The 23500-nt window shown below is 41.6% G+C and carries 28 protein-coding genes and 1 other annotated feature; all 28 genes read right to left on the bottom strand.

The genetic code is table 11. From position 1 onward, the window contains the following. Positions 1 to 303 precede the first annotated feature (303 nt). The 28 genes from rplL to HBA50_RS03900 all read right to left on the bottom strand — a co-directional run bounded on the left by rplL (position 304) and on the right by HBA50_RS03900 (position 23496). Positions 304 to 672 carry a 50S ribosomal protein L7/L12 gene (gene rplL / locus HBA50_RS04040; RefSeq protein WP_001196964.1) on the bottom strand — a complete coding sequence of 123 codons (369 nt, stop codon included), beginning with the start codon at positions 670 to 672 and terminating at the stop codon, positions 304 to 306. A gap of 73 nt (positions 673 to 745) precedes the next feature. Beyond that, the gene (gene rplJ, locus HBA50_RS04035; protein ID WP_001287273.1) at positions 746 to 1246 is read right to left on the bottom strand and encodes a 50S ribosomal protein L10; all 501 of its coding nucleotides are present in this window, start codon (positions 1244 to 1246) and stop codon (positions 746 to 748) included. Between the two features lie 38 nt (positions 1247 to 1284). After that, positions 1285 to 1419: a sequence feature (ribosomal protein L10 leader region), on the bottom strand. A gap of 60 nt (positions 1420 to 1479) precedes the next feature. After that, the gene (locus HBA50_RS04030; protein WP_015604705.1) at positions 1480 to 1821 is read right to left on the bottom strand and encodes a hypothetical protein; all 342 of its coding nucleotides are present in this window, start codon (positions 1819 to 1821) and stop codon (positions 1480 to 1482) included. A 128-nt stretch (positions 1822 to 1949) separates the two neighbouring features. Further along, positions 1950 to 2747 (bottom strand): formate/nitrite transporter family protein, encoded by a 798-nt coding sequence (locus tag HBA50_RS04025; RefSeq protein ID WP_045496828.1) that lies wholly within the window; start codon positions 2745 to 2747, stop codon positions 1950 to 1952. Between the two features lie 115 nt (positions 2748 to 2862). Beyond that, a complete protein-coding gene (mmuM, locus tag HBA50_RS04020; RefSeq protein WP_045496825.1) occupies positions 2863 to 3810 on the bottom strand; it encodes a homocysteine S-methyltransferase in 948 nt (315 codons plus the stop codon). Positions 3811 to 3946: 136 nt separating this feature from the next. After that, the gene (locus tag HBA50_RS04015) at positions 3947 to 4654 is read right to left on the bottom strand and encodes a glucosaminidase domain-containing protein (RefSeq protein WP_045496823.1); all 708 of its coding nucleotides are present in this window, start codon (positions 4652 to 4654) and stop codon (positions 3947 to 3949) included. 292 nt (positions 4655 to 4946) lie between these two features. Continuing rightward, positions 4947 to 5534, bottom strand: coding sequence for a ribosome biogenesis GTP-binding protein YihA/YsxC (gene yihA / locus HBA50_RS04010; RefSeq protein WP_005589759.1), 588 nt, complete (start codon positions 5532 to 5534; stop codon positions 4947 to 4949). A 9-nt stretch (positions 5535 to 5543) separates the two neighbouring features. Next, on the bottom strand, positions 5544 to 6773 hold the full coding sequence (gene clpX / locus HBA50_RS04005) for an ATP-dependent Clp protease ATP-binding subunit ClpX (protein ID WP_005589758.1): 1230 nt from the start codon (positions 6771 to 6773) through the stop codon (positions 5544 to 5546). A gap of 218 nt (positions 6774 to 6991) precedes the next feature. Continuing rightward, a complete protein-coding gene (locus HBA50_RS04000) occupies positions 6992 to 7504 on the bottom strand; it encodes a dihydrofolate reductase (protein WP_045496819.1) in 513 nt (170 codons plus the stop codon). 153 nt (positions 7505 to 7657) lie between these two features. After that, on the bottom strand, positions 7658 to 8143 hold the full coding sequence (locus tag HBA50_RS03995) for a hypothetical protein (protein ID WP_045496817.1): 486 nt from the start codon (positions 8141 to 8143) through the stop codon (positions 7658 to 7660). 134 nt (positions 8144 to 8277) lie between these two features. Then, positions 8278 to 9117: a thymidylate synthase gene (locus tag HBA50_RS03990; protein WP_045496815.1), complete on the bottom strand. Its 840-nt coding sequence runs from the start codon at positions 9115 to 9117 to the stop codon at positions 8278 to 8280. A gap of 83 nt (positions 9118 to 9200) precedes the next feature. Beyond that, complete coding sequence (locus HBA50_RS03985; protein ID WP_045496812.1) at positions 9201 to 9608, bottom strand: hypothetical protein; 408 nt, start codon at positions 9606 to 9608, stop codon at positions 9201 to 9203. Between the two features lie 45 nt (positions 9609 to 9653). Continuing rightward, positions 9654 to 10613, bottom strand: coding sequence for an ROK family glucokinase (locus HBA50_RS03980; RefSeq protein WP_045496809.1), 960 nt, complete (start codon positions 10611 to 10613; stop codon positions 9654 to 9656). A 206-nt stretch (positions 10614 to 10819) separates the two neighbouring features. Beyond that, positions 10820 to 11668, bottom strand: a complete 849-nt coding sequence (locus tag HBA50_RS03975) for a DNA/RNA non-specific endonuclease (protein WP_045496806.1) — start codon at positions 11666 to 11668, stop codon at positions 10820 to 10822. Between the two features lie 71 nt (positions 11669 to 11739). Continuing rightward, the gene (locus HBA50_RS03970) at positions 11740 to 11928 is read right to left on the bottom strand and encodes a DNA-directed RNA polymerase subunit beta (protein ID WP_045496803.1); all 189 of its coding nucleotides are present in this window, start codon (positions 11926 to 11928) and stop codon (positions 11740 to 11742) included. Then, the gene (gene murA, locus HBA50_RS03965; RefSeq protein ID WP_045496800.1) at positions 11921 to 13201 is read right to left on the bottom strand and encodes a UDP-N-acetylglucosamine 1-carboxyvinyltransferase; all 1281 of its coding nucleotides are present in this window, start codon (positions 13199 to 13201) and stop codon (positions 11921 to 11923) included. Before murA ends, HBA50_RS03970 begins: the two co-directional genes overlap by 8 nt. Positions 13202 to 13269: 68 nt before the next feature. Beyond that, on the bottom strand, positions 13270 to 13500 hold the full coding sequence (locus HBA50_RS03960; protein WP_045496797.1) for a DUF1146 family protein: 231 nt from the start codon (positions 13498 to 13500) through the stop codon (positions 13270 to 13272). Between the two features lie 87 nt (positions 13501 to 13587). After that, entirely contained in the window at positions 13588 to 14010 is a 423-nt protein-coding gene (locus tag HBA50_RS03955; protein ID WP_005589741.1) for a F0F1 ATP synthase subunit epsilon, read from the bottom strand. Between the two features lie 7 nt (positions 14011 to 14017). Next, positions 14018 to 15424 carry a F0F1 ATP synthase subunit beta gene (atpD, locus tag HBA50_RS03950; RefSeq protein WP_005589740.1) on the bottom strand — a complete coding sequence of 469 codons (1407 nt, stop codon included), beginning with the start codon at positions 15422 to 15424 and terminating at the stop codon, positions 14018 to 14020. 37 nt (positions 15425 to 15461) lie between these two features. Next, complete coding sequence (locus tag HBA50_RS03945; protein ID WP_005589739.1) at positions 15462 to 16340, bottom strand: F0F1 ATP synthase subunit gamma; 879 nt, start codon at positions 16338 to 16340, stop codon at positions 15462 to 15464. A gap of 15 nt (positions 16341 to 16355) precedes the next feature. Further along, complete coding sequence (atpA, locus tag HBA50_RS03940) at positions 16356 to 17861, bottom strand: F0F1 ATP synthase subunit alpha (protein ID WP_045496794.1); 1506 nt, start codon at positions 17859 to 17861, stop codon at positions 16356 to 16358. Positions 17862 to 17876: 15 nt separating this feature from the next. After that, the gene (locus HBA50_RS03935; RefSeq protein ID WP_045496791.1) at positions 17877 to 18413 is read right to left on the bottom strand and encodes a F0F1 ATP synthase subunit delta; all 537 of its coding nucleotides are present in this window, start codon (positions 18411 to 18413) and stop codon (positions 17877 to 17879) included. Beyond that, a complete protein-coding gene (gene atpF / locus HBA50_RS03930) occupies positions 18413 to 18907 on the bottom strand; it encodes a F0F1 ATP synthase subunit B (RefSeq protein WP_005589735.1) in 495 nt (164 codons plus the stop codon). The genes HBA50_RS03935 and atpF overlap by 1 nt, the downstream gene beginning before the upstream one ends. 22 nt (positions 18908 to 18929) lie before the next feature. Further along, on the bottom strand, positions 18930 to 19643 hold the full coding sequence (gene atpB, locus HBA50_RS03925) for a F0F1 ATP synthase subunit A (RefSeq protein WP_045496788.1): 714 nt from the start codon (positions 19641 to 19643) through the stop codon (positions 18930 to 18932). 33 nt (positions 19644 to 19676) lie between these two features. Then, positions 19677 to 19877, bottom strand: a complete 201-nt coding sequence (locus tag HBA50_RS03920; RefSeq protein WP_005589732.1) for a F0F1 ATP synthase subunit C — start codon at positions 19875 to 19877, stop codon at positions 19677 to 19679. Between the two features lie 350 nt (positions 19878 to 20227). Then, positions 20228 to 21604, bottom strand: a complete 1377-nt coding sequence (locus tag HBA50_RS03910; RefSeq protein WP_045496786.1) for a sensor histidine kinase — start codon at positions 21602 to 21604, stop codon at positions 20228 to 20230. Beyond that, entirely contained in the window at positions 21601 to 22257 is a 657-nt protein-coding gene (locus HBA50_RS03905) for a response regulator transcription factor (protein ID WP_045496783.1), read from the bottom strand. The genes HBA50_RS03910 and HBA50_RS03905 overlap by 4 nt, the downstream gene beginning before the upstream one ends. A 21-nt stretch (positions 22258 to 22278) precedes the next feature. Then, positions 22279 to 23496: an ABC transporter permease gene (locus HBA50_RS03900; protein ID WP_045496780.1), complete on the bottom strand. Its 1218-nt coding sequence runs from the start codon at positions 23494 to 23496 to the stop codon at positions 22279 to 22281. Positions 23497 to 23500: the final 4 nt, after the last annotated feature.

Here is a 23500-nt window from a genome sequence, read left to right as displayed (position 1 = left end):
TTAAATTAATATATGTTTGTCCTATAGTATTGATATTACACGAAAATGTAAACGCTGTCAATTTACAACATTAAAGTTTATCAGCTTTAGTAAAATAGAACATTCCTTCCAAGTCCCCTAATTCAATGAAGTCTCTTCAATCTTGATGTAAAAACTTTATTCCTAAAAATACAAAACACCCCCACAATACTTTGTGGGGGTGTTTTTGGGGAAGTTTCAAACAAACTTCCTATTTTTTAATTGCCTTAACTCAACGAAAAGGCTTTAATACTAGGCTTTCAGTCCTAAGCAATCGATAAACGATTATTTAAGAGTAACTGAAGCTCCAGCTTCTTCCAATTTAGCTTTGATTTCTTCAGCTTCTGCAGTTGGAACGCCCTCTTTGATGACACCTGGTGCACCATCAACAAGTTCTTTAGCTTCTTTAAGGCCAAGACCAGTGATTTCACGTACAACTTTGATAACGCCAACTTTTTTGTCACCAGCAGCTGTCAATTCAACGTCAAATGAATCTTTAGCAGCACCAGCGTCAGCAGCACCAGCTGCAGCAACAGCTACAGGAGCAGCTGCAGTTACACCAAATTCTTCTTCGATAGCTTTTACAAGGTCGTTCAATTCAAGGATTGAAGCTTCTTTAATTTCAGCAATAATGTTTTCAATGTTCAATGCCATTGTTATTTCCTCCAAATAAGTTTTTATTTTTATAATAATGTTTTGTAGCTAGGCTACGCTGCGTAGCTTAAGATTAAGCTGCGTCTTCTTTGTTGTCTGCAACTGCTTTGACAGCAAGTGCAACGTTGCGAACTGGCGCTTGAAGTACAGAAAGGAGCATAGAAAGAAGTCCTTCGCGGTTTGGAAGAGTTGCAAGTGCAAGAATCTCTTCTTTTGATGCGACAGCGCCTTCGATAGCACCACCTTTGATTTCAAGTGCTTCTGCATTCTTAGCAAAATCGTTCAAGATTTTCGCTGGTGCGATAACATCTTCATTAGAAAATGCTACTGCAGATGGTCCAACAAATACTGATGCAAGATCTTCAAGACCAGCTTTTTCAGCTGCACGACGTAAGATTGAGTTTTTAATCACTTTGTACTCAACTTCGCTTCCACGAAGCTCACGACGAAGAACAGTATCTTGCTCAACTGTCAAACCACGAGCGTCCACAACAACGATTGATGCAGCAGCTTTCATTTTCTCAGCTACTACGTCAACTAATTCTGCTTTTTTAGCAATAATTGCTTCACTCATTTAGTGTTTCACCTCCGTAATTATTTTGCTTGGGGAATTTTTCTAAAAGAAAAACGCGCCCAAACCTAGACACGAAAGTACAATACGCTTCTTTTACATGATACGTTTTGTCCTCGGTAGGATTTTTATGAGTCGAGCTCCCCTACTGTCTTAGGCAGTTTTTTCAAACCATTGATAATTATAGCAAAAGAAAAAAAAGATTGCAAGCTTTTTGTGCAATCTTTTTACTTTTTTTATGCATTTTTAGGAAAAGTCTTGTCAAGCAAGGCTTTACTAGCATCGTCAGCAGGCACCCAACCATCAGTGAAAACTCGGTCTTTTATCCAAAGACGATTATAGAAAAAGGCCCAAAACAAGTTGTAGGCAGTTCCTACAGGTCTCAAGAAATCATCTGGGATAAGAAGTGTTGCAATCACAGCAAATACAAACAGTGATCCAAGCATGATCCCAAAGTATTTCCAGTCTTTACGAAAAAGAGGAACGAAAAAGTTAAATAGCAAGGTTGTAATAGAGTACATAGGTGACAAAGTCTTAACATTGCTGCCATCTGGTGCTTGAATAGTAAGTTTATTCATCAAGATCTCCTTAAATATAAAAATATTAATAAAGTTTAACAAAATTTTATATGTTTGTCAATTTAGGAAAATCTAGACAAGAATCAGAGCGTCGTTTCTTCAAAAAAATGTAGCCCTAAGACTACATTTTAATCTACATAATGTTCTTCTTTTTTATTGAACCAAGCATATGGCAGACCGATTAGAAGACCACCACCAATCAAGTTTCCTACGAAGGTCACAGCCCAGTGACGCAGGATATTTCCAATACCAAAATTTGCCACCTGTGACGCAGCTGAACTAAACTTAACGATAGCAAAAGAAGCAAAGTTAGCCGCCAAGTGTTCGTTGGTTAAGAATACAAACATATAAATGGCTGAAATAACTAAGAAAAGCTTAGCTGTGCTATCTTTCACCAAGACGAAGGAAAGAATCGCAATATTAACGAAGACATTGGCTAGTATTCCCTCAAGTAAAATAAGCTCATTGGAGCGGGCAAGTTTCATCTGTACAACACCAGCAATGAAACTTTCCTTACTAAGTCCCGCATAAGCCGCTGAATTAGCAAAAAGCCAACCAGCTATCAAAGCCCCAATCAAGTTAAAGAAAGTACAATAGAACAAAATAATCAGTGCTTTTTTCCAATCAATCTTCTTCAAGAAAGTGCCAGCTGTCAGAAACATCATGTTAGAAGTCACCAGCTCAGCATTCAGAAAGACGATATAGGCCAATCCCCAAGCGAAGATAAAAGGAAAGAGAAAGCGTCCTGTGCCTGGAACAATCTTATTTGTCAAGTCTGCCGCAATAGCTCCTGCTCCTGTACTGAAGGTCAGAAAGGCCCCCGCAAAGATAGAGCGGACAGCATACTTCCCTTTGTTTGTGTCGAACAAGCCTTCTTTCTTACGGCAAGCTGCTTCTATTTTTGGAATAAATGTCGATTCGACCATAATAATTCTCCTCTAAGTTAAACTATGTACAGTATATCACAAACTTTTATTTTTCGAAAGCGTTTTCTGTAAGTTTTTTTTTCTAAATTTGAACTTGAAATTGGAATACTATATTTCAAGTTCTTAGTTCGCCTGCTAGCCGCCTTATATCTTCTGGCCGAGTTCGACAGCAACCGCCAAAAAGCTGAACGCCCTGCTTCTTCCAAAGATGGCTGTAATCAGTTAAACAGAGCTGCTGCTCAGGATTGTCCTGCCAAGTATTCGTCGCCACATTATAGATCTCTCCAGAATTTGGATAGGACAGCAAGGGCTTATCGCACACCTGTTTCAACTTTTCTAATAAAGGAGCAATCAAATGTGGAGCTGTGCAGTTAAAACCGACAGCTAATACTTGTGGACTCGACTGAGCCAAGCGTCCAACTTCTTCTATCAGTGTTCCATCCGAAATCGCTGATACCGTTTGAGCGGTAAAAGATAAATAGGCTTCCACCTGCGGAAATGCTTCTGATAGTAAATGAACAAGCGCCTTGGTTTCTGCTCCGTTAGGAATTGTTTCAAGTGCCAATAAGTCACAGCCCGCATCCAGCAAGGCCTGAATACGCGGACGATGAAAGTCTTTAAATTCCTCCTCACTCAAGTGATAGGCTCCTGTGTACTCCGAACCATCAGCCAGATAAGCAGCATATGGTCCGACCGACCCAGCTATCAAAGGATAAGAGCGCTTCTTCTGCTCATCTAGCGATAACCCCTGCCAAACATTTTTGATAGCTGCCTGTGCCAAAAAGACCGTCTCTTTGAAGAGTTCATAAGCCTTATCTAAACTCAATCCTTCTTCGACAAAAGCTGGAATGTTGGCCTGATAACTGGAAGTGGTGATAATGTCACTGCCCGCCCGAACATAGTCCTCATGCAGGCCTTGGATAATCTGAGGATTCTCAAGCAAGTACTTGGCTGACCAAAGCCGACCAGAAACATCATAGCCCTGCCTCTCCAGCTCTGTCCCCAAAGCACCATCTAGAATTATTATGTCTTGCTTTTCAAGTAAGTCTTTAAACGCTCCCATCTTGCTCCTTAAGCCTTTTCTAAAATAGCAAATTAGTCAGTTTTGCTAAAGATAAATAAGTCTGCTTATTTGAAATGATCGTCTACTTTATTAGTAAAACACAAAAAAGAGATTATTACAATCTCTTTTTTCTTATCTAGTTATGTGATGCCCATGCTTGATCTGTTTCCAGAACATCTTGAGTCGTGTATTGTCCACGGTAAGGATTGTAAACCATATTAGACGCTCCTGTCTGATAGCTAGGCGAATCAAACTGAGTCAGATTGTATGCTTCAATCAGATAGTTCAATTTTGCATAGTAATGACTATCCGTTGCATATACACCTGTCAAGGCAGCTGTCGCATCTTGATAAGTCGGGGCATTGCTCTTCCAAGCTCCCGCAAAATGACTTTGTCTCAAGACGTAGACATAATCCTGAAGTGACTCAGCGTAACTTGAGTAAGAGCGGAATTGATCATTGATTGCGTAAGTATTGCCCTGACCATCTTCTTCCAAGGTCTCCATCGTCGCTGACTGACCAGCATAAGCTCCTTTAATCCCAAACAAATTATAGTGAGGATAGCCTGATAGACCAGACTGGCCAGAACCACTCTCTAAAATAGCTTGTGCAATCATCACAGAAGCATATAGATCATTATCCTGAGCCAACTGGCGAGCCGGCTCACTGATTTGTGAAATGAAATATTCTGTTTGGTTCAATGGCTGCTGAACAGCATCATTTGCACTTGCTGGCTTGATTTGCTTTGACAAAGCCAGACCAAAGACAACGGTTGAGGCCATCACTGCCAAACCTGTCAAACCTGTCAAAAGTTTTTTTCTTTCTTTTGAAATTCTCTTCTTCACAGTCTTTCTCCTAAATACAATATTTATTCTACTATTGTAACATACTAAAAACAAAATAACATTAGCAATAAATTACAAGTATATGACATTTTTTAGATCTTCTACGAATATAAGTTTTACAAGCCACGATTGTTCCATTCAAAACTTCCTCGTTTGGCTTGCATAATGAGTCTTATCACTAAGATATACAGACTGAACTGAAGATAAAAATAACCTGACTCCAACCCATACGGAATCAGGCTATGATCTTAAACTCTGAAAGTTCAACTATCATTCCGATAAAATCTAACATCTAGATCTTGCCTAAAATCGCATCCCAGGCTTGATCAAGACCAGTTTTATCAACTGAAGAAAAGATAATAAAATCATCAGTTTTATCAAAGTCCAGCTTTTTCTTAATGGCACTTTCATGCTTATTCCACTTACCTCGCGGAATTTTATCAGCCTTGGTAGCCACAACAATAACTGGAATTTCATAGTATTTGAGGAATTCATACATCTGCACATCATCCGCACTAGGATCATGGCGTAAGTCTACTAGGCTCACGACCGCTCGCAGATTGTCCCGACTGGTCAAGTATTCCTCAATCATTTTGCCCCATTTAGCTCGCTCTGTTTTCGAAACCTTGGCATAACCATAGCCAGGAACGTCCACAAAACGGAGCTTGTCATCGATATTGAAAAAATTCAACAGTTGCGTTTTACCAGGCTTGCCTGAAGTTCGTGCTAGATTTTTACGATTGAGCAGAGTATTGATAAAACTAGATTTACCAACATTGGAGCGACCCGCCAAGGCGATTTCTGGGATATCATCCTGCGGGTAATGCGATTTATTGGCTGCGCTCAGTAAAATCTCAGCATTATGTGTATTGATTTCCATAAGCTTCCCCTAGGCAGTTTCTAAGATTGGCTTGTCTGTGCCATCCACTGCTTCCTTCGTGATACGAACCAGCTTAACATTTTCCTGACTTGGCACTTCAAACATGACATCCATCATGGTTTCTTCAATAATTGAACGAAGTCCACGCGCACCTGTCTTACGTTCGATGGCTTTTCTCGCAATGGCTTGCAGGGCTTCCTCGTCAAATTCAAGCTCAACATCATCATAAGAAAGCAAGGTTTGGTATTGCTTCACTAGTGCATTTCTCGGTTCACTTAAAATGCGAACTAAGTCATCAACAGTCAGCTGCTCTAGAGCTGCAAAAACTGGCAAACGACCAATCAACTCAGGAATAATCCCAAATTTTTGAATATCGTCAGCGACAATGGCCTGCATATATGACGCACCCTCGTCAATTGCCTTATTATTTTGACCGAAACCGATAATCTTCTCACCAAGACGTTGCTTGACAATCTCTTCGATACCGTCAAAAGCACCACCAACAATAAAGAGAATATTCTTGGTATCAACCTGAATCATTTCTTGCTGTGGATGCTTACGACCACCTTGAGGAGGCACGCTGGCTACCGTTCCTTCGATAATCTTCAGCAAGGCTTGCTGAACACCCTCACCTGAAACATCACGGGTGATAGAAACATTTTCGCTCTTCTTAGCAATCTTGTCGATTTCATCCACATAGATGATACCACGTTCTGCCCGTTCAATATTAAAATCTGCTGCTTGTAAAAGCTTGAGCAAGATATTTTCGACATCTTCACCAACATAGCCAGCCTCAGTCAAAGCAGTGGCATCCGCAATAGCAAAAGGAACATTGAGACTGCGCGCCAAGGTCTGAGCCAGGAATGTTTTCCCAGATCCAGTTGGACCAATCATGAGGATGTTTGATTTTTGTAGTTCCACATCATCCTCTTCGCGACTGTCATGAAAATTAATCCGCTTATAGTGATTGTAAACAGCAACTGCCAAAGCCCGCTTAGCCCGATCTTGACCAATCACATAGTGGTTCAAAATATTGAGCAATTCTTGTGGTTTTGGTACTTCAGAAAGATCAGCTAAAACTTCCTCAGCTAATTCTTCTCGAATAATTTCCTGCGCCAACTCGACACATTCATTACAGATAAAGGCATTGTTGCCCGCAATAATTTTTTGGACTTCGTCCTGATTCTTTCCACAGAAAGAACAATATACCATCATCTCATTATTACGATTTGTAGGCATTTTTTACTCCCATTCTAAATTTCTAATTCAATTTTTATTTACATTTTAAAAGAGGGTCATATAAAAAGCATGGATGGAATTAACAAGATTCGTAAAAGCATTTAACAAAAATAAAATAGCCAATCCATAACGTTTTTTACGAAAAGTCTGAAGCGAACAGATCAGACAAATTGCACATAAAAAGGCCGTAAAAAAACCAAAAACACTTCTTTCCATTCCTATGAACCCTTTCTTTTGAGGATTTTTACGGTGAAATCATACTCATTTTTTTCATCTTTTGGTCGAAAGCGACTGCTCACTTCCTCGAACTGTGTCAAATCAAAGTCTGTTGGGAAATAAGTATCGCCTTCCAAGCTAGCATGGATTTCTGTCTTAATCACCTCATCCAATTCATGCTCAAATAAAGAAAAGATCTGGCCGCCACCGATAATATAGAGATTCTTCTCTTGCTCTTGGTACCATTTCAACACCGCTGAAAGATCATGAAATACCAAAACACGCTCATCTTCAATCTGATAATCCCTATCGCGTGTCAAAATCAGAGTTTTTCTATTTGGCAGCACGCGCCGATGCATACCATCAAAAGTCACCCGACCCATTAAAATCACATGTCCAGTCGTGATTTCTTTGAAATGCTTCAACTCTGCTGGTAAATGCCATGGCAAGCTTTGGTCTTTGCCAATCAGACCATTTTGATCCTGTGCCCAAATCGCCGCAATCTTTTTTGTCATTTCTCTATCCTTCACATTGATATTTCTATTCTATCAAAATTTATTAAAAAAGACTTGTTTGGACTATCACTTCTATCTATTTATTTTTGTCAGCCAATCCAGATAAAAAATCGATAACCAAAAAGATTATCGACTATTCGTTTGCTAGGTAAATCACCCTTTCTTCATCTTTTTGACAAAGATAAATCCTACAACAGCAGCCACAAGGCCAAACAGGGAGACATTCAAGAGCGTTGAGTCTGTCTTCTTAGGCTCAGCAGTGGCAGCCTCTTTTTTATCCGCTAAGGGATCAATATCGCATCCCTCTCTTTTGACTGACTTACCTTCAGTTGAAGCATCAGCATTGCTTTGCTCGGTCCCTTTATTCTTAGGGCCTTTTCCATGACAAAGCAAATCAATCGTATAGGATTTCTTTCCCTGATTTGCCCCATCCGAACCTTGGTCTACAAGCTGCAGAAAGTCATCTTCTTCCATTGAAGAATCCGCAATTTGCTCAAGTTGGGACTCTGCCTGCTGGACTTCATCCGCACCCACAACAGCCATCGGTGTCACAGAAACCGATAGACCAAGCAAAAATGAACAAATGCCCAGACTAAAGAGTTTTCTCCTGCTTCTATGTGTTAAAAAATTTGCTTCCATATCAATACCTCCGAGATAGGCACTAGCGAAACACATATATCTATTGTCATTATAGCACTTACAAAATATATTTCAATCATTTGCTCTTGAAAATTAAAAAACCTACTGACTGTCATTCAGTAGGAAAAATACAATCAAATCGCCAAATCAAACTTGAGTTGAGGTTTGACCGGATCATAATCTAATAACTCAAAATCTTCCGCTTTGATATCAAAGAAATTGGTCCCATCTGGCACATTTAAAACGAGTCGAGGTTGGCAGTCGCTAGGTTCTCGGCGTAAGAGTTCCTCCGCCTGCTCGAACTGATTGTCATAGATGTGCAAGTTATTGATAAAGTAAAAGAACTTGCCGACTTTCCAACCAAAATGCTTGGCAATCATCATCTGCAGAGCCACATACTGCATAGCATTGATGTGGTGAGCAACTAGCATATCATTTGAGCGCTGGGTCAGAGTCGCATCCAGATAAATCTCCCCATCCACACGACGAACGTCAAACATGGTTTGAAAAGCACATGGAAGCAGACCGTCTGTTTCTTCAAACGCTTCATAATCCCAGAGAGAGATGATATTGCGACGATTCCAAGGATTGGCTTCCAGCTGTTGGAGAATTTTATGGATAATATTGTGCTTCTTGACAACAGCACCATAGCGCTGGCCAATAGTACCCGTGTCGCCAACTTCCCAGTCATTCCAATAGTGAACATGATACTTGTCGTTGAGCAGTTCCAAGCTATTAGACTGGTCTTGATAGATCCAGAGCACTTCCTTGATGGCAGACTTGATAGCAATGGGGCGCAGAGTCGTGATTGGGAACTCTCCCTTGCTCAAATCGTATTCTGCGAAAGAACCAGTGATATATTTAGAGTTGGCCACATTTCCATCCTTGTAGCGCGGACGGGCATTCTCAGAAAAAACACCTTGCTCCATAATCTTTTTTATATTCTCTTTAAAAATCGTATCTGCTTTGGTCATGATATCTCCTGAATCCTTAAACTTTCTTTAGTATAGCAAATTTTTCAAAAAAATTCTCCTGCCAAGTTTAGCAGGAGAAAACTTTATTTGACCCATTCATCTGGATGATTAAGTTTTTTAGCATCTTTTTCTGATAATCTCAAGGTAATATCTGACACAGCAGGGATATTTGAAAGGGTGACATAGGGGTAGTTTTTGTAGGTCGTGAATTTAACGCCACTTTCTCCCTTTCTCCCACTAATATCGTAGATGTAATTAACCTCTGCATCATCAGGTAAATCAACCCAGGCATCTTCATTATCTTCCTCAGATTCGACCTTATCCAGAATGTCTGCAAATTCATCCAAAGTTTTGGTATTATTCGTCTGATAAACTTGCTGATTCTGACTATCCAATATGGTCAGAAAACCTTCTGTCTTTGATTTGCAAGCGGATAGGATCAAAAGAAAAATGGGAAATAATATTAGAAAATATGCAACTTTTCTCTTCATTTTTAGCCCTCCTTATAGCTATGCTAAGAGAGGAAGTAATTAGAACTATTGAAGTACCAGCGAAGCTGCTCCAATTACGCCAGCATCATTTCCAAGTGTAGCCAGCGCCAATTTAGTTGATGTACGCACTTGTGGGAAGGTATTTTCATCATAAACTTTTTGGACACCTTGTAGAAGGAATTCTCCCGCTGCTGACACTCCGCCACCGATAACAATGGTTGAAGGGTTTAGGATAGAGCCGATATTGGCACAAGCAATCCCCAAGTAACGTGAGAAGTTACGATAAACGATCAAGGCAAGATCGTCGCCTTCTTTTGCCAAATCAAATACAGTTTTAGCGGTTACTTCTTCTCCGTTATCAATCAAGCGTTTCAAAGTTGCGTCACCCTCATATTCATCAGCGTAACGACGAGTCAAATTGACAATCCCTGTTGCAGAAGCTACTGTTTCAAGACAGCCTTTCTTACCACAAGTACATACGATTGGTTGATCGAAATCAACAGTGATATGGCCCAGCTCGCCTGCCGCACCTGCCATACCGTGGAGCAATTTACCTTCCGCAACGATACCGCCACCAACACCTGTACCAAGCGTCATAAAGACAACGTCTGGCTGGTTTTCACCAGCACCCATCCAACGCTCACCAAGCGCAGCTACGTTGGCATCATTATCAATGAAGAATGGAATGCCTGTCGCTTTTTCGATTTTCTCTTTTACTGGCTGGAGGGTCTTCCAGTTTAGGTTATAGGCACCTATAACAGTCCCTTTCTCACGATCAACCACACCCGGTGATCCCATGCCAATTCCGACAAAGTCCTCAGCTGATAGATTTAGGAGCTCCAAACGATGCTGAATAGACTCAATCATATCGTCTACAATATGGCTTCCTTCATCCAAAATATTAGTTTTAATAGACCATTTTTCTTGGATTTCACCCTCTTGCGTTAAAATTGCAAATTTGATAGATGTACCACCAAGGTCAATCCCAATAATTTTTTTTGACATGATATTCTCCTCTGTATTCGTTCTCCCTCTTATTATAGCAGATTTTTTTAACGGTGAAAAGGTTTGCATGGGATTTTTTACGTTTAGTTTGTGCTTATTTCACTCAAAATAAAAATCGGCATCTCTTGAGATACCGACAAGTCTATTGAAGCACACAAATCATCCTAGCTGCTAACTTCAAATGGATCATATTATTTAAATCATATTTATCTAATGCTCACTTTGCCAGTGCGATAATCAAGGACAATTCCTGACTGGACATTTGGGACAAAAACATTGAATTCCAAACTTCCATCGCTGGACTTAGCTTCTAAATGCGAGCCAGAGGACACCAGATCATTTTCCGAAGCATAGATCAAGGTGACACGATAACGGACTCGCTTATTCTGATCCAAGGCACGACGAATCTGAGTTTCATAGTAATTCTGCCCCGTCGAGTTGTCTTTATTGGCCTGATTGGCCCAAGCTGTCTGGACTGCGATATTGGCTGGATTGCTAGTGGAAGCATCAAAGCCCTTTAAGCCACCGATTAGAGAGTAAGCCAAGAGATGTCCGCGATCCACTGCATGATTATAGTCACCTGATAGATGTTTGACTTGGTGCCAACCAGCAGGAACCCAAGAAGTAGACGCATTCCCTGTTTCTTCCCGTGATTTATACTGGCGGGTCGATTTGGCAAGCAAGGCATTGGCAACTGTTGGAACCGTCTGCCCCTGAACCATCTTCGTTTTATTATCCGCATAAGGGACACTCGAAACTTTGGCGTCTAAGTTTGTTTGATTTTCATTGATGATGAAGGCACCAGCCCCATTCCACTCGATTTTTCCACCAAGTTGAGAACGCACTGAGTCTGTGAGAACACTCTCAGCCAGCGCTTGATCTGGTGTGCTGGTATCCCTATTTTGACTAATGGCTGACGATGTATTTACCGCTGGTGACTGAGTGCCATTTCCAAAAAAGTAGGCTCCCAGTGATAAAGTCAGAGCAACAAGAAGCCCAGCTATAGTCTGAGTAGATTTAGTGCTCTTTTTTTGTAATTTCTTTCTTTTTGGCATCTTTCCTTTTCCATTTAAAAGGACTGCGCAAAATTCTGCACAGTCGGTAATTTTTCGGGTATCTTAGCAGATTAATGACCAGTGAACTTAGAAACAAGTTCATTCCAAGTATCTAGCGATAAGATAGACCAAGGATTTTCTGCATTTCCAATCACGCCATATCCGATGACCAGACCAAGACAAAAAATGATAAAAGCGACTACCAGCACCAAGGCCATGATGCCTAGTTGTCTAGCCAAATATTTCCAATTTTCACTCATCATCTTCTTCCTTTACGCGTTTGATGTTGGCACCAAGAGCCGCCAGCTTTTCGTGAAATTTATAATAGCCACGATCCAAATGGACCAACTTGCTAACCTTTGTTTCCCCTTCAGCAATCAAGCCCATCAAAATCAAGGTCGCACTAGCTCGAAGATCTGTCGACATCACTTCTGCTCCTTGCAAACTGCTACCACCCCAAATCCGAGCGGTATCCCGCATAATATCGGAGTGAAGACCCATCCGTCGCATCTCTTCTAAGTGCTGGAAGCGGTTTTCAAAGACCGTCTCAACCATGACAGACTCTCCTTGAGCTATCGCCATCAAGGCAGTAAACTGAGCCTGCATATCGGTTGGGAAACCTGGATAAGGCAAGGTTTTGACAGAAACAGCTTTTAACTTTGAAACATCTGAGCGGACGCGAATTCCTTCGTCTTCTTCCGTCACTTCTACACCCATTTCTTGCATCTTTGATAGAAGCGGACGGTTGTGCTCCCAAATCGCATCCTCAATTAGCAAATCACCACCCGTCATAGCAGCGGCAACCATAAATGTACCAGCTTCGATACGGTCTTGCACGACATTGTGCTCAGCTCCATGAAGTTTTTCAACACCGATGATTGTTATATTCTCCGTTCCTGCCCCTCTGACTTTAGCTCCCATTTTATTTAATAGTAAGGCCAAGTCGACAATTTCAGGTTCTCGAGCAGCATTTTCAATAACAGTGGTACCTTGAGCCAAAGTCGCTGCCATCATAATATTCTGTGTCGCACCAACACTTGGGAAGTCCATGTAAATATGCGCCCCCATCAAGCGGTCTGCCTTGGCTTCGATGTATCCTGCAGTCTGCGTAATCTGAGCACCCATTGCTTCCAAGCCCTTCAAATGAAGATCGATAGGTCGGCTACCAATCGTACAACCGCCCGGCATGGACACTTTAGCATGCCCATTTCGAGCAAGAATGGGACCCAATACAACAATCGAAGCCCGCATCTTGCTGACATACTTATAAGGAGCCTCTTCGGTTAATGGTTTAGTCGCATCTACAACTACAGTATTTTCATCTTGATCAAAGTCTACCTGCGTATTCAAGCCGCGAACAACATTGTTCATGGTAAAAACATCGGAAAGAACTGGCACATTTTTAAGAGTTGTTTTTCCCTCACTGGCTAAAACAGTTGCTGCCAACAGCGGCAGCACAGCATTTTTAGCTCCTTCAATCTTAACTCTGCCAACCAGACGGTTATTTCCACCCTGAATAATAATTTTTTCCATACTAAATAGTTACTCCAAACCTTATAAATTCATCCTTACTATCATACCATAAAATCAAGATTCTGACCTTATAAAGTTCCATTAAAGATTGCCCGACTCATATCATAAATACCGATAAAAAATAGGCTAGCCATGTAGCCCAAGGCAATACTTAGCAATAAAATCAAAAAACGAATTTTGATGGCATTATCAGCATTTACTTTTAGCAATCTTTCCCAACAGACCACTGTAGACAAAAGATGAAAAGACATAAAGATAAAGAGCAGATGACTGCATAATCGAAACATTAATTCTATCATAGACTTTATTATACCATAAGAAGAGCGATTTCTAGCGGAAAGGAGTATGGGACAGCAAAAAAGAATGGAAATTCCATTCTTTTTTCATTACATTCTTGTTCCAACGTTAATACGGTTGATGGCACGCTGGAGGGCGATTTTAGCACGTCGCTCTTGGTCAATCAAATGCTTGTCTTGGGCTTCTTCGATCTCTTTCTCAGCACGTAGCTTAGCTCGTTCAGCGCGGCTGATATCAATATCACGCTCACGCTCAGCTGAGTCTGCGATAATAGTAATCACATTATCAGCAATTTCTATGATGCCACCGTTGACCGCAATCCAGTCAATATGCTTGTCATCATCGATTCTGCGTACCTTGACTTGATCCACTTCCAAAACAGCAATTGTATTGATATGGCGAGGCAAAATCCCCATTTCTCCGTCAATCGTTTTTACGGAAACAAATGCAGCACGGTGGTCATAAATCAGACCATCCGGTGTAACGATTTGTACTGTCATTTGAGCCATCATTCACCTCTTAGAATCCCATTTTTTCAGCTTTAGCGATGACATCCTCAATCGAACCGACACCACGGAAGGCATCTTCTGGTAACTTATCGTACTTGCCTTCGAGGATTTCTTTAAAGCCACGAACTGTCTCAGCCACAGGCACATAAGATCCCGGCTGACCAGTAAATTGCTCCGCAACGTTGAAGTTTTGAGATAGGAAGAATTGAATCCGACGCGCACGCGCAACCAAAGTCTTTTCTTCATCTGACAACTCATCCATACCTAGGATGGCAATGATATCCTGCAATTCATGATAACGTTGCAATACGCGTTTTACTTCAGCTGCCACTGCATAGTGCTCTTCACCAACAATCTCGGGAGAAAGAGCTCGAGAGCTTGAAGCAAGCGGATCAACGGCTGGATAAATTCCCAATTGAACCAATTTACGTTCCAAGTTGGTTGTAGAGTCCAAGTGGGCGAAAGCCGTTGCTGGAGCTGGGTCAGTATAGTCATCGGCTGGTACGTAGATGGCCTGAATAGAAGTTACAGAACCTTTCTTAGTCGATGTAATACGCTCTTGGAGTTGTCCCATTTCAGTCGCAAGTGTTGGTTGGTAACCAACGGCTGATGGCATCCGACCCAAAAGGGCAGAAACCTCAGAACCTGCCTGCGTGAAACGGAAGATATTGTCAATGAAAAGAAGCACATCTTGACCTTCCACATCACGGAAGTACTCTGCAATCGTCAAACCAGTTAAAGCAACCCGCATACGCGCTCCTGGTGGCTCATTCATCTGACCGAAGACCATGGCTGTTTTCTCGATAACGCCAGACTCCTTCATTTCCCAGTAAAGGTCATTCCCTTCACGGGTACGTTCCCCAACACCGGTAAACACGGAAATACCACCATGTTCTTGGGCAATGTTATGAATCAATTCCTGAATCAAGACGGTCTTACCAACTCCGGCACCACCGAAGAGTCCAACTTTACCACCTTTCAGATAAGGGGCTAACAGGTCGATAACCTTGATACCTGTCTCTAAGATCTCTGATGAAGTAGACAACTCATCAAAGGTTGGAGCTTTCTTATGGATTGGCTGGCGCTCTGCATCATCCGCAAAAGGAGCATCCAAGTCAATGGTATCTCCCAAAACGTTAAAGACGCGACCAAGTGTTTCTTTGCCGACTGGCACAGAAATTGGACGGCCAGTATCTAGCACTTCCATGCCACGAGTCAACCCATCCGTTGATTCCATAGCGATGGTCCGAACCACTCCATCACCAAGCTCAAGAGCTACTTCAAGGACGATTTTTGATTTTTTTTCGTCATTTTTATAGACTACAAGTGCATTATTGATCTCAGGTAGCTTGTCGCCAGCTGCAAACGCTACGTCTACAACCGGTCCGATAACCTGAGTAATTTTGCCTGAGCTCATTCTTTTCTCCTCTTTATACTATTTATTTTCTGTGACACTATTCCAGTGCACTTGCACCCGCCACAATTTCAGTAATTTCCTGCGTGATAGCTGCTTGTCTAGCACGGTTATACTGAATGGTCAAATCATTGATAACTTTTTTAGCGTTATCTGTTGCTGTTTGCATGGCTGTCATACCAGCAGCATTTTCAGCAGTTTTTGCGTCAATAATGGCCCCGTAAATCATACTTTCAGCAAACTGAGGCAAGAGCTGATCTAAAATCGCATTTCGACTGGATTCTAGTTCTAGATTGAGGATATAGTTCTCATCGGCTTCACTAGGATCCAAGTCGACGATTGGCAACATCTGCTCTACCCGCATCTGACTGGTCAAACTGTTGACATGGTGGTTATAACACACATAAAGTTCATCAAAAAGCTCATTCTGATACATTTCAATGGTCTTGGAAATGATTTTCCGAACTTCATCAAAACTCGGATGATTGGCTAAACCGCGCAATTCATAAATTGGCTGAATGCCCCGTGCTCGGAAGAAATCCGCTCCCATTCCACCGATCGAAATAATGACATAGTCATCCTTTTCGTGGTATTCCGAAATCAATTCCATCATGGATTTGAGAATGGTTGCGTTGTAGCCACCGACCAAACCACGATCAGACGTAATGACGATATAAGCCGTTTTCTGAACTGGTCTGCTCTTTAGCAGTGGATGATGGCTAACATTTTCTTCCTCATGACCATGCAAAAGGTCGGTCAAGAGTTTCCGAACCTTAGAAGCATAGACTTGAAAGTTCTTTGCCGCTTCTTCGGATTTGCCCAACTTAGATGCAGAAACCATCTGCATCGCATTAGTGATTTGACTGGTGTTTTTTGTGGATGCAATTTTATTTTTTATATCATTTAATGAAACTGCCATCTGACACCTCTATTCTTATTTGAAGTTAGACTGATTGATAAATTCAGTAATAGCGGCGTCCAGCACTTCTTCACTCGGCAAATCTTTTGTCTGACGAATGGTTTCATAAATGTCTTCATGATGAGCGTCAAAGTAAGCAAAAATCTCTGCTTCAAACCGAAGAATCTCATCTACTGGTACTGCATCAAGGAAGCCGTGAGTCAACGCATAGAGGATCACAACTTGCTTTTCAACTGGCAGTGGCTCATGAACTGGCTGTTTCAATACTTCTACTGTACGGCGTCCACGGTTCAACTTAGCCTGGGTTGCTGCATCGAGGTCACTACCAAATTTGGTAAAGGCTTCCAACTCACGATATGAAGCAAGGTCAATACGCAGGGTTCCTGCAACCTTCTTCATGGCCTTGATTTGTGCAGATCCACCTACCCGAGATACAGAAGAACCAGCGTCAATAGCTGGACGAATCCCTGCATTAAAGAGACCATCTCCAAGGAAGATTTGTCCATCTGTGATTGAAATTACGTTGGTCGCGATATAGGCAGAGATATCTCCTGCCTGCGTTTCGATGAATGGCAATGCAGTGATTGAACCACCACCCAGCTCATCAGAAACCTTAGCCGAACGTTCAAGCAGACGGCTGTGAAGATAGAAGACATCCCCTGGGAAGGCTTCACGACCTGGCGGACGACGAAGCAAGAGGGAAAGCTCACGATAAGCTACCGCTTGTTTTGACAAGTCATCATAAACAATGAGGACGTGCTTGCCATTGTACATAAATTCTTCAGCCATTGCTACACCGGCATAAGGAGCCAAGAAAAGTAATGGAGAAGGCTGAGAAGCTGACGCTGTTACCACGATAGTATAATCCAAGGCTCCATACTGACGGAGAGTTTCCACTTGTGTACGGACAGTAGATTCTTTTTGTCCAATAGCAACATAGATACAGATCATATCCTGCCCTTTTTGGTTGAGGATCGCATCGATGGCAATGCTGGTTTTACCAGTCTGACGGTCACCGATAATCAATTCCCGCTGACCACGACCAATTGGTACAAGGGCATCAATAGCTTTCAAACCTGTTTGCAATGGTTCTGATACAGACTTCCGTTGCATAACTCCTGGAGCTGGTGCTTCTACAGGGCGTGTTTTAGTTGTAGCAAGCTCACCCAAACCGTCAACAGGACGACCAAGTGGATCTACGACACGACCAATCAAAGCATCTCCGACAGGAACTTCCATGATTTTACCCGTGCGGCGAATCGTATCGCCCTCACGAATATCTGTAAAATCACCCAAGATAATAATTCCGACATCGGTTGACTCCAAATTTTGAGCCATACCATAAGAACCATTTTCAAAAATCAAGAGCTCGCCACTCATGGCATTATCAAGACCGTGGGCACGAGCGATTCCATCACCAATGTAAGTGACGACCCCAGTTTCTGTGACGTCAAAATTTGGCTGGAAATTTTCAATTTGTTGCTTAATTAAAGCGCTGATTTCTTGTGCGTTAATCGCCAAAATTCACACCACTTTCTATTTCAAATTTTCTTTTACGAGTTGTAATTGACGTTTTATACTTGCATCAATTGTCTTATTATTGGCTGAAATGACGAAGCCGCCAATCAGGCTGGCATCCAATTCCTGCTTGAGCGAGCGAACCTTGAGGCCCATTTTTTGCTCAATCATTGGTTTCAATCTTTCTTTTTGACTGTCTGTCAATGCTTGAACAGATTTAACCGTCACTTCAAATTCATTGCTTTGTTTCTCAATCTGATGCTGAATTTCTACCAACATATCGTAGAACAAATCTGCTCGATGATTGAGAATAACGATTTCGATAAAGTTATCAATCAGCTGTGAATCTGAGTTTTGGAAAAGTCGAAGAGCCTTCTCCTTCTCTCCCTCATCAACGCCAATATGTGATAAAAAGTCAGCAAGATTTGTTTCCTCAAACACGGCCCTAATTTGGCTTAGTTTTTCAAAAACATCTTGTTGCTGACCTTTTTCAAATACTAATTGAACAAAAGGCAAGGTATATTTTTCAACTACCGCATAGTGCTTTTTGTCCATTAAGCATCTCCTAATTTATCAATATAACGATCAATAAGCTCACTGTGTGCTTTTGTATCAAGCTGCTGGCTCAAGATCTTACTTGCAAGACTTACTGTTAGGTCAGCCACATCGTCTTTAATGCTATTCAAGGCTTCTGCCTTGCTTTGAGCAATTTCCTGATTGGCTTTTGCTTTCAAACGTCCAGCTTCTTCAGCTGCATCCGCTAAAATTCCAGCCTTATTTTTTTCAGCTGTTTCCTTAGCATGTTCGATAATCGTCGTTGCTTCCTGACGACTTCCTGCTAATTCGTTCTCACGTTTTTGCGCAAGTTCCTCAGCCTTTTTGCGGGCTGATTCAGCCCCGTCAATATCATCCGTAATCTTTTTAGAACGTTCTTCTAAGATACTGGTAATATTGCCCCAGGCAAACTTCTTTACTAAAAAAATTAATAAAAGGAAGGAACCAGCGATGAGAATAAAGTCACCAATAATGGCACCGATAGTTACGTGCATTCCTTTTCTTCCTTTCTACTTACTATTCTTCACCGTTTATTTTCTTACCGATATACATCGAAGACAGCATGGTAAAGACATAGGCCTGGATACATGAAATAAATATCGAGAAGGCTGTCCATAACATACTACCTAGGAAAGCAGCTGGATACCAATAAAATGCTTGTTGTGACAAGGTAAGCAACAAGCCAGCCAAAACTTCCCCTGCAAAGATATTTCCGAAAATCCGCAGAGCTAAGGAGGCAAAATTGGTAAATTCTTCCAAGATATTCATTGGAGTCATAAATCCAGGTGTTGCAAAAGCTTTTAAGTAATCTTTAAAACCACGACGACGGATTCCTTCCACATGACTAATCAATGTAATAATAAAGGACAAGGCTAGGTCATAGCCCAAATTTGCCGTCGGTGAGGTCCAGAGATTGTAGCCATTGGTGGTTTGAATTTTAGCCATCAAACCGATATTATTGGCAACTGCAATAAAAAGAAACAAGGCAAACATAAACAAAGAATAATCTTTGATGTAGTGTTCCCCAATATTTTCTTTAGTAAAGCCAATGACAAAATCATAGACGTACTCAAGTAAGTTTTGCTTTCCTTTTGGTCGGATGGACATTTTTCTACTGCCCCAGTAGATAAAGCCAAAGACCATCAAAACGGTCACAAGTGACATAGCAAGCAGGGTCAAATCAAAGGATATTGGGCCTAGCTGAATAGTCGGATTAAGACTCTCTTCCAAGGTTTGACACCCCCTTTTCTAAAATAGAAAAAACTATTTGATAATGAAAGACATAACCAAAGTAACGAAGAAAGTACCTTCAACAAAAGCGACACCCATGATGAGCAAGCTTCTTAATTGATCAACCATTTCTGGCTGACGTGAAGCTGCTTTAAACAGATTGCTCATAATCAAACCTTCAGCTAATGAGACGCCAAAGCAGGCAATACAAAGTCCTAAAAATGTTAAATTCATGATGAATTCTCCTTTTATATTTTTTAAATGTACCCCATTAGTTTACTCCTAATAAAGGTAATAGTCAATTATTTTGTGATATTGTAAGCGTTTTTCGCACTTTTCTTTTAAATTTAAAACAAAACTTGAATAAAAGTGCTTTTCAAACATTTATCCTATAAAAATCCAAGCAAAAATGAGAGTGGGACAGAAATCGGTAATTCGTTAGAATTCGATTTCGTCGTCCCACCTCCGCACAGTTGAGTAGGGCTGTAAAAGCTGATGAAATCAGCCTAGTAGAGTCCACTCAATCACTGCGTCTTACTCGACAATCCAAAAACAATTGAGAGGCTAGGACTTTTGTCCCAGCCTCATATCTGTTCCATTTGAGGTAAAAAAATTGTGAAGCGCATCCATCTATTTTCAACTGCTTCAAAGCGATAAGTGAGATGGTGCTTTTCTAAAATTTGCTGCACGATAAAGAGTCCCAGTCCTGTACCGCCATCCTTACGATTGCGACTGTAGTCTGGTCGATAAAACGGCTGGAAAATCTGCTGAATCTGTGATTCATCCAACACTCGCTCAGCTTCATTTTCTACAACTAACATCCCATCTTCTAAACGAACCAAGATTTCTCCGCCTTCTACTGTATAATGGAAGGCATTATCAATCAAATTTTTAATAGCTTTCAGTAAATAGGTCTTATTTCCTCGGACTTTTGTTTCTGAAAGTTGGACATTAAATTGATAATGCTTGAGGTCAGCCAGAACCTTGTAGGTACTGATATTTGCTTCAAGCAGCTCTTTGAGAGAGAAGATTTCTCGCTCTGTCTCCATGGTCATTTCTAGTTTTGAAATGGCTAGGATAGACTGAACTAGACCTGATTGTTCTTCCAATATTTCGCGGCACTTCTGTAGGTATTTGTCCCGATCTTTAAAATCACCCACTCCATAAATCATCCCGTCAATCATTCCCATCATGCTGGTGATGGGGGTCTTGAGTTCGTGGGAGGTCATTCGGAGAAATTCTGCCTTTTCGCGCTCGCTTTCTGCAACTTTTTCATTTTCTAATCGCAGAGCTTCCATACTTGCTAGGAGGTTGGCATATAAGTGATTGATATCCTGAGCTAAGTCAGCAATCTCATCGTGCCCTTTCACCTGACAGGAAACATCTGGAAGCAGACTCGTCATTTGCCGAGTGCTAGAGGAAATATCCTTAATTCGCTGACTGGAGGTCCGACTATAGAGATAGGCAGCAAGCCCTCCCAGACTCAACGACAAAAATAATACAAAAGGATAGAGATTAAGCAAGATCCGACTGGCATCCGAAACGGGTTGCAGAGAATATTCCCCTCGCAGGACTACTTCTTTTCCGTCCGACGTCTGAAAGCTTTCTGACAGAGTCTTGCTTTCGTAATTACTATTGGCAATGGTCGGAACAATCGTCAGCTGGAGAGAGCTTTCTCCATTCGTTTCAAGTGCTGGGTAAAGAATCGTATTGTCTTTAGCTAACAAGGTGAACCAGATCTGATTGCTTTTTTTGCTATAATTGCTCAAGAGCTCACTGATTTCTTGGCTGGACTTTCCCTTGACCTGCTTGGCTACCTGAGCAAACTCACGCTGGGCTTCTCCTCCCTTGACCTGCTGGTAGTAAACCGGCATGGCAAAATAGAGAGTGGATAGAACGATCGTCACAACGACAAAGATAATGAAAGTCGTCAAGAGGAAGTTCTTTTTGACAATCTTCACGTGTCTTCTCCTCCAAGCTGATAGCCCATGCCTGTGATGGTTTTCAGAGGAATACCTGGGATTTTCTTACGAATGTTCTTGATATGATTGTCCAACACCCGGCTATCTAGCTCGCTGTAGCCCCAAATGGTATTCATGAGCTGATCGCGGGTCACTAAGTGATCCTTTCTCTTGGCTAGAGCCTGCAAGATTTCGTACTCTTTCTTGGTCAGAGGCATCTTTTCTTCCTGCCAGTAAACGGTACAATCATCGATAGAGACGGTCAAATCACCAACAGTAATCTCTGACGCAACCGTATTTCGTCGCAGAATATTCTCAATCCGTTTGACCAAGATCAGTGGTGAGAAAGGCTTGGTCACATAGTCACTGATAAGGTGGTTAAAGCTGACTAGCTGAGTGTACTCGTCATCTAGCGCCGTCAGGATCATGACTGGAATCTGAGAAGTCTTGCGAATTTCCTTGAGGACATCCAGTCCACTCATGGTTGGCAACATCATGTCCAAAATAACTAAGTCAAAAGACTCTGCTTCAAATTGAAGCAAAGCCTCGCCTCCATCAAAGACTGGTGTAACTGCATAGTTACTTTCTTTTAAAAATTCACAAATGACTTGATTGATCGTAGTATCGTCTTCCACTACTAAAATCTTGTGCATATATGCTTGATTCTCCTTTATTTATTCAAATCGCAGGGCTTCAATTGGATCCAGCTTGGATGCTTTCACAGCCGGCAAGAGCCCAAATACTACTCCTATTATACAACAAAAGAGCAAACTTACAAAGACAGAAAACAGAGATAAAATATATGGATAGGCCAAAGACTGGGTAATAGCAAAACCAGAGGCGATACCTGCTACTACGCCAATAATACCACCCATCAGAGTCAGGATGACTGCTTCAATCAGAAATTGCTTAAGAATGATCTTGCGCCGAGCTCCGAGAGCCTTTTTAATCCCGATTTCACGCGTCCGCTCTGTTACCGAAACCAGCATGATATTCATAACCCCAATACCTCCGACTAATAGGGAGATGCTGGCAATACCCGCTAGCAAGACAAAGTTAGACTGGTTAAGGTTATCCAATTGACGTTCAAATTCTTGCAGATTTAGCACACCAAACATATAGTCTGACTGAGGCATCTGCTGATTGAGGTAATCACTAACTTTCTTGGCTACCTTCTTCAAATCATCGGCTTTGTGGGTCTGAACGGTGACTTCTGGGCTGACATTGATGGTATCAAAAATCCGATGCCATTGTTGCAGAGGAATATAGGCTACCTTTTCCGAACCAGAGGTCAGGCCACTCTGCTCAGTAGACTCAAAGACGCCAATAACTTTAAAAGGATTGCCCTTGACTTCTACATACTTACCGATACCGTCTCCCTTAGGAAAGAGGGTATCATAAAGAGACTTTTCTAGATAAGCTACTTGCTCTTGATTTTTGAAGGCTTCAGAGTCAAATCCCTCCCCTTCCAACAGCCGTTGCTGCTTGATGTCAGCTACCGACTGGGAAACTGCCTGAACCTTGCTAGATGACTTTTGACTAAGATAATAAATCTTTTCGTCCGCCCCATAGGTCATCAAAGCATTTTTAACTCCAGGAATTTCCTTGATTTTGGACAAGACATCCTCTCCCATGAAAGGAATGTAGGAAGGCTTCTGCGCTTGGGATTTCTCTGGAATAGAGGGATCGATGGCGCTTTTCTTGTCGTAGACGACTTTGATGGTATTATTGCTACCACCGATCAGCTGACGTTTGGTATTTTCTGTATTTCCTTCAATGATGGAAAAGATAGCAATAATAGCGCCAATCCCGATGATAATCCCCAGCATGGTCAGCATAGAGCGCATTTTGTGGGACAGGATGGAGTTTAGAGCTACAAAAATATCTTCCATATAG

The organism is Streptococcus cristatus ATCC 51100, from assembly GCF_011612585.1.
Classification (GTDB): domain Bacteria; phylum Bacillota; class Bacilli; order Lactobacillales; family Streptococcaceae; genus Streptococcus; species Streptococcus cristatus_H.
Note: the sequence above shows the minus strand (reverse complement) of the source record. Positions and strands in the feature narration are given on the sequence as shown.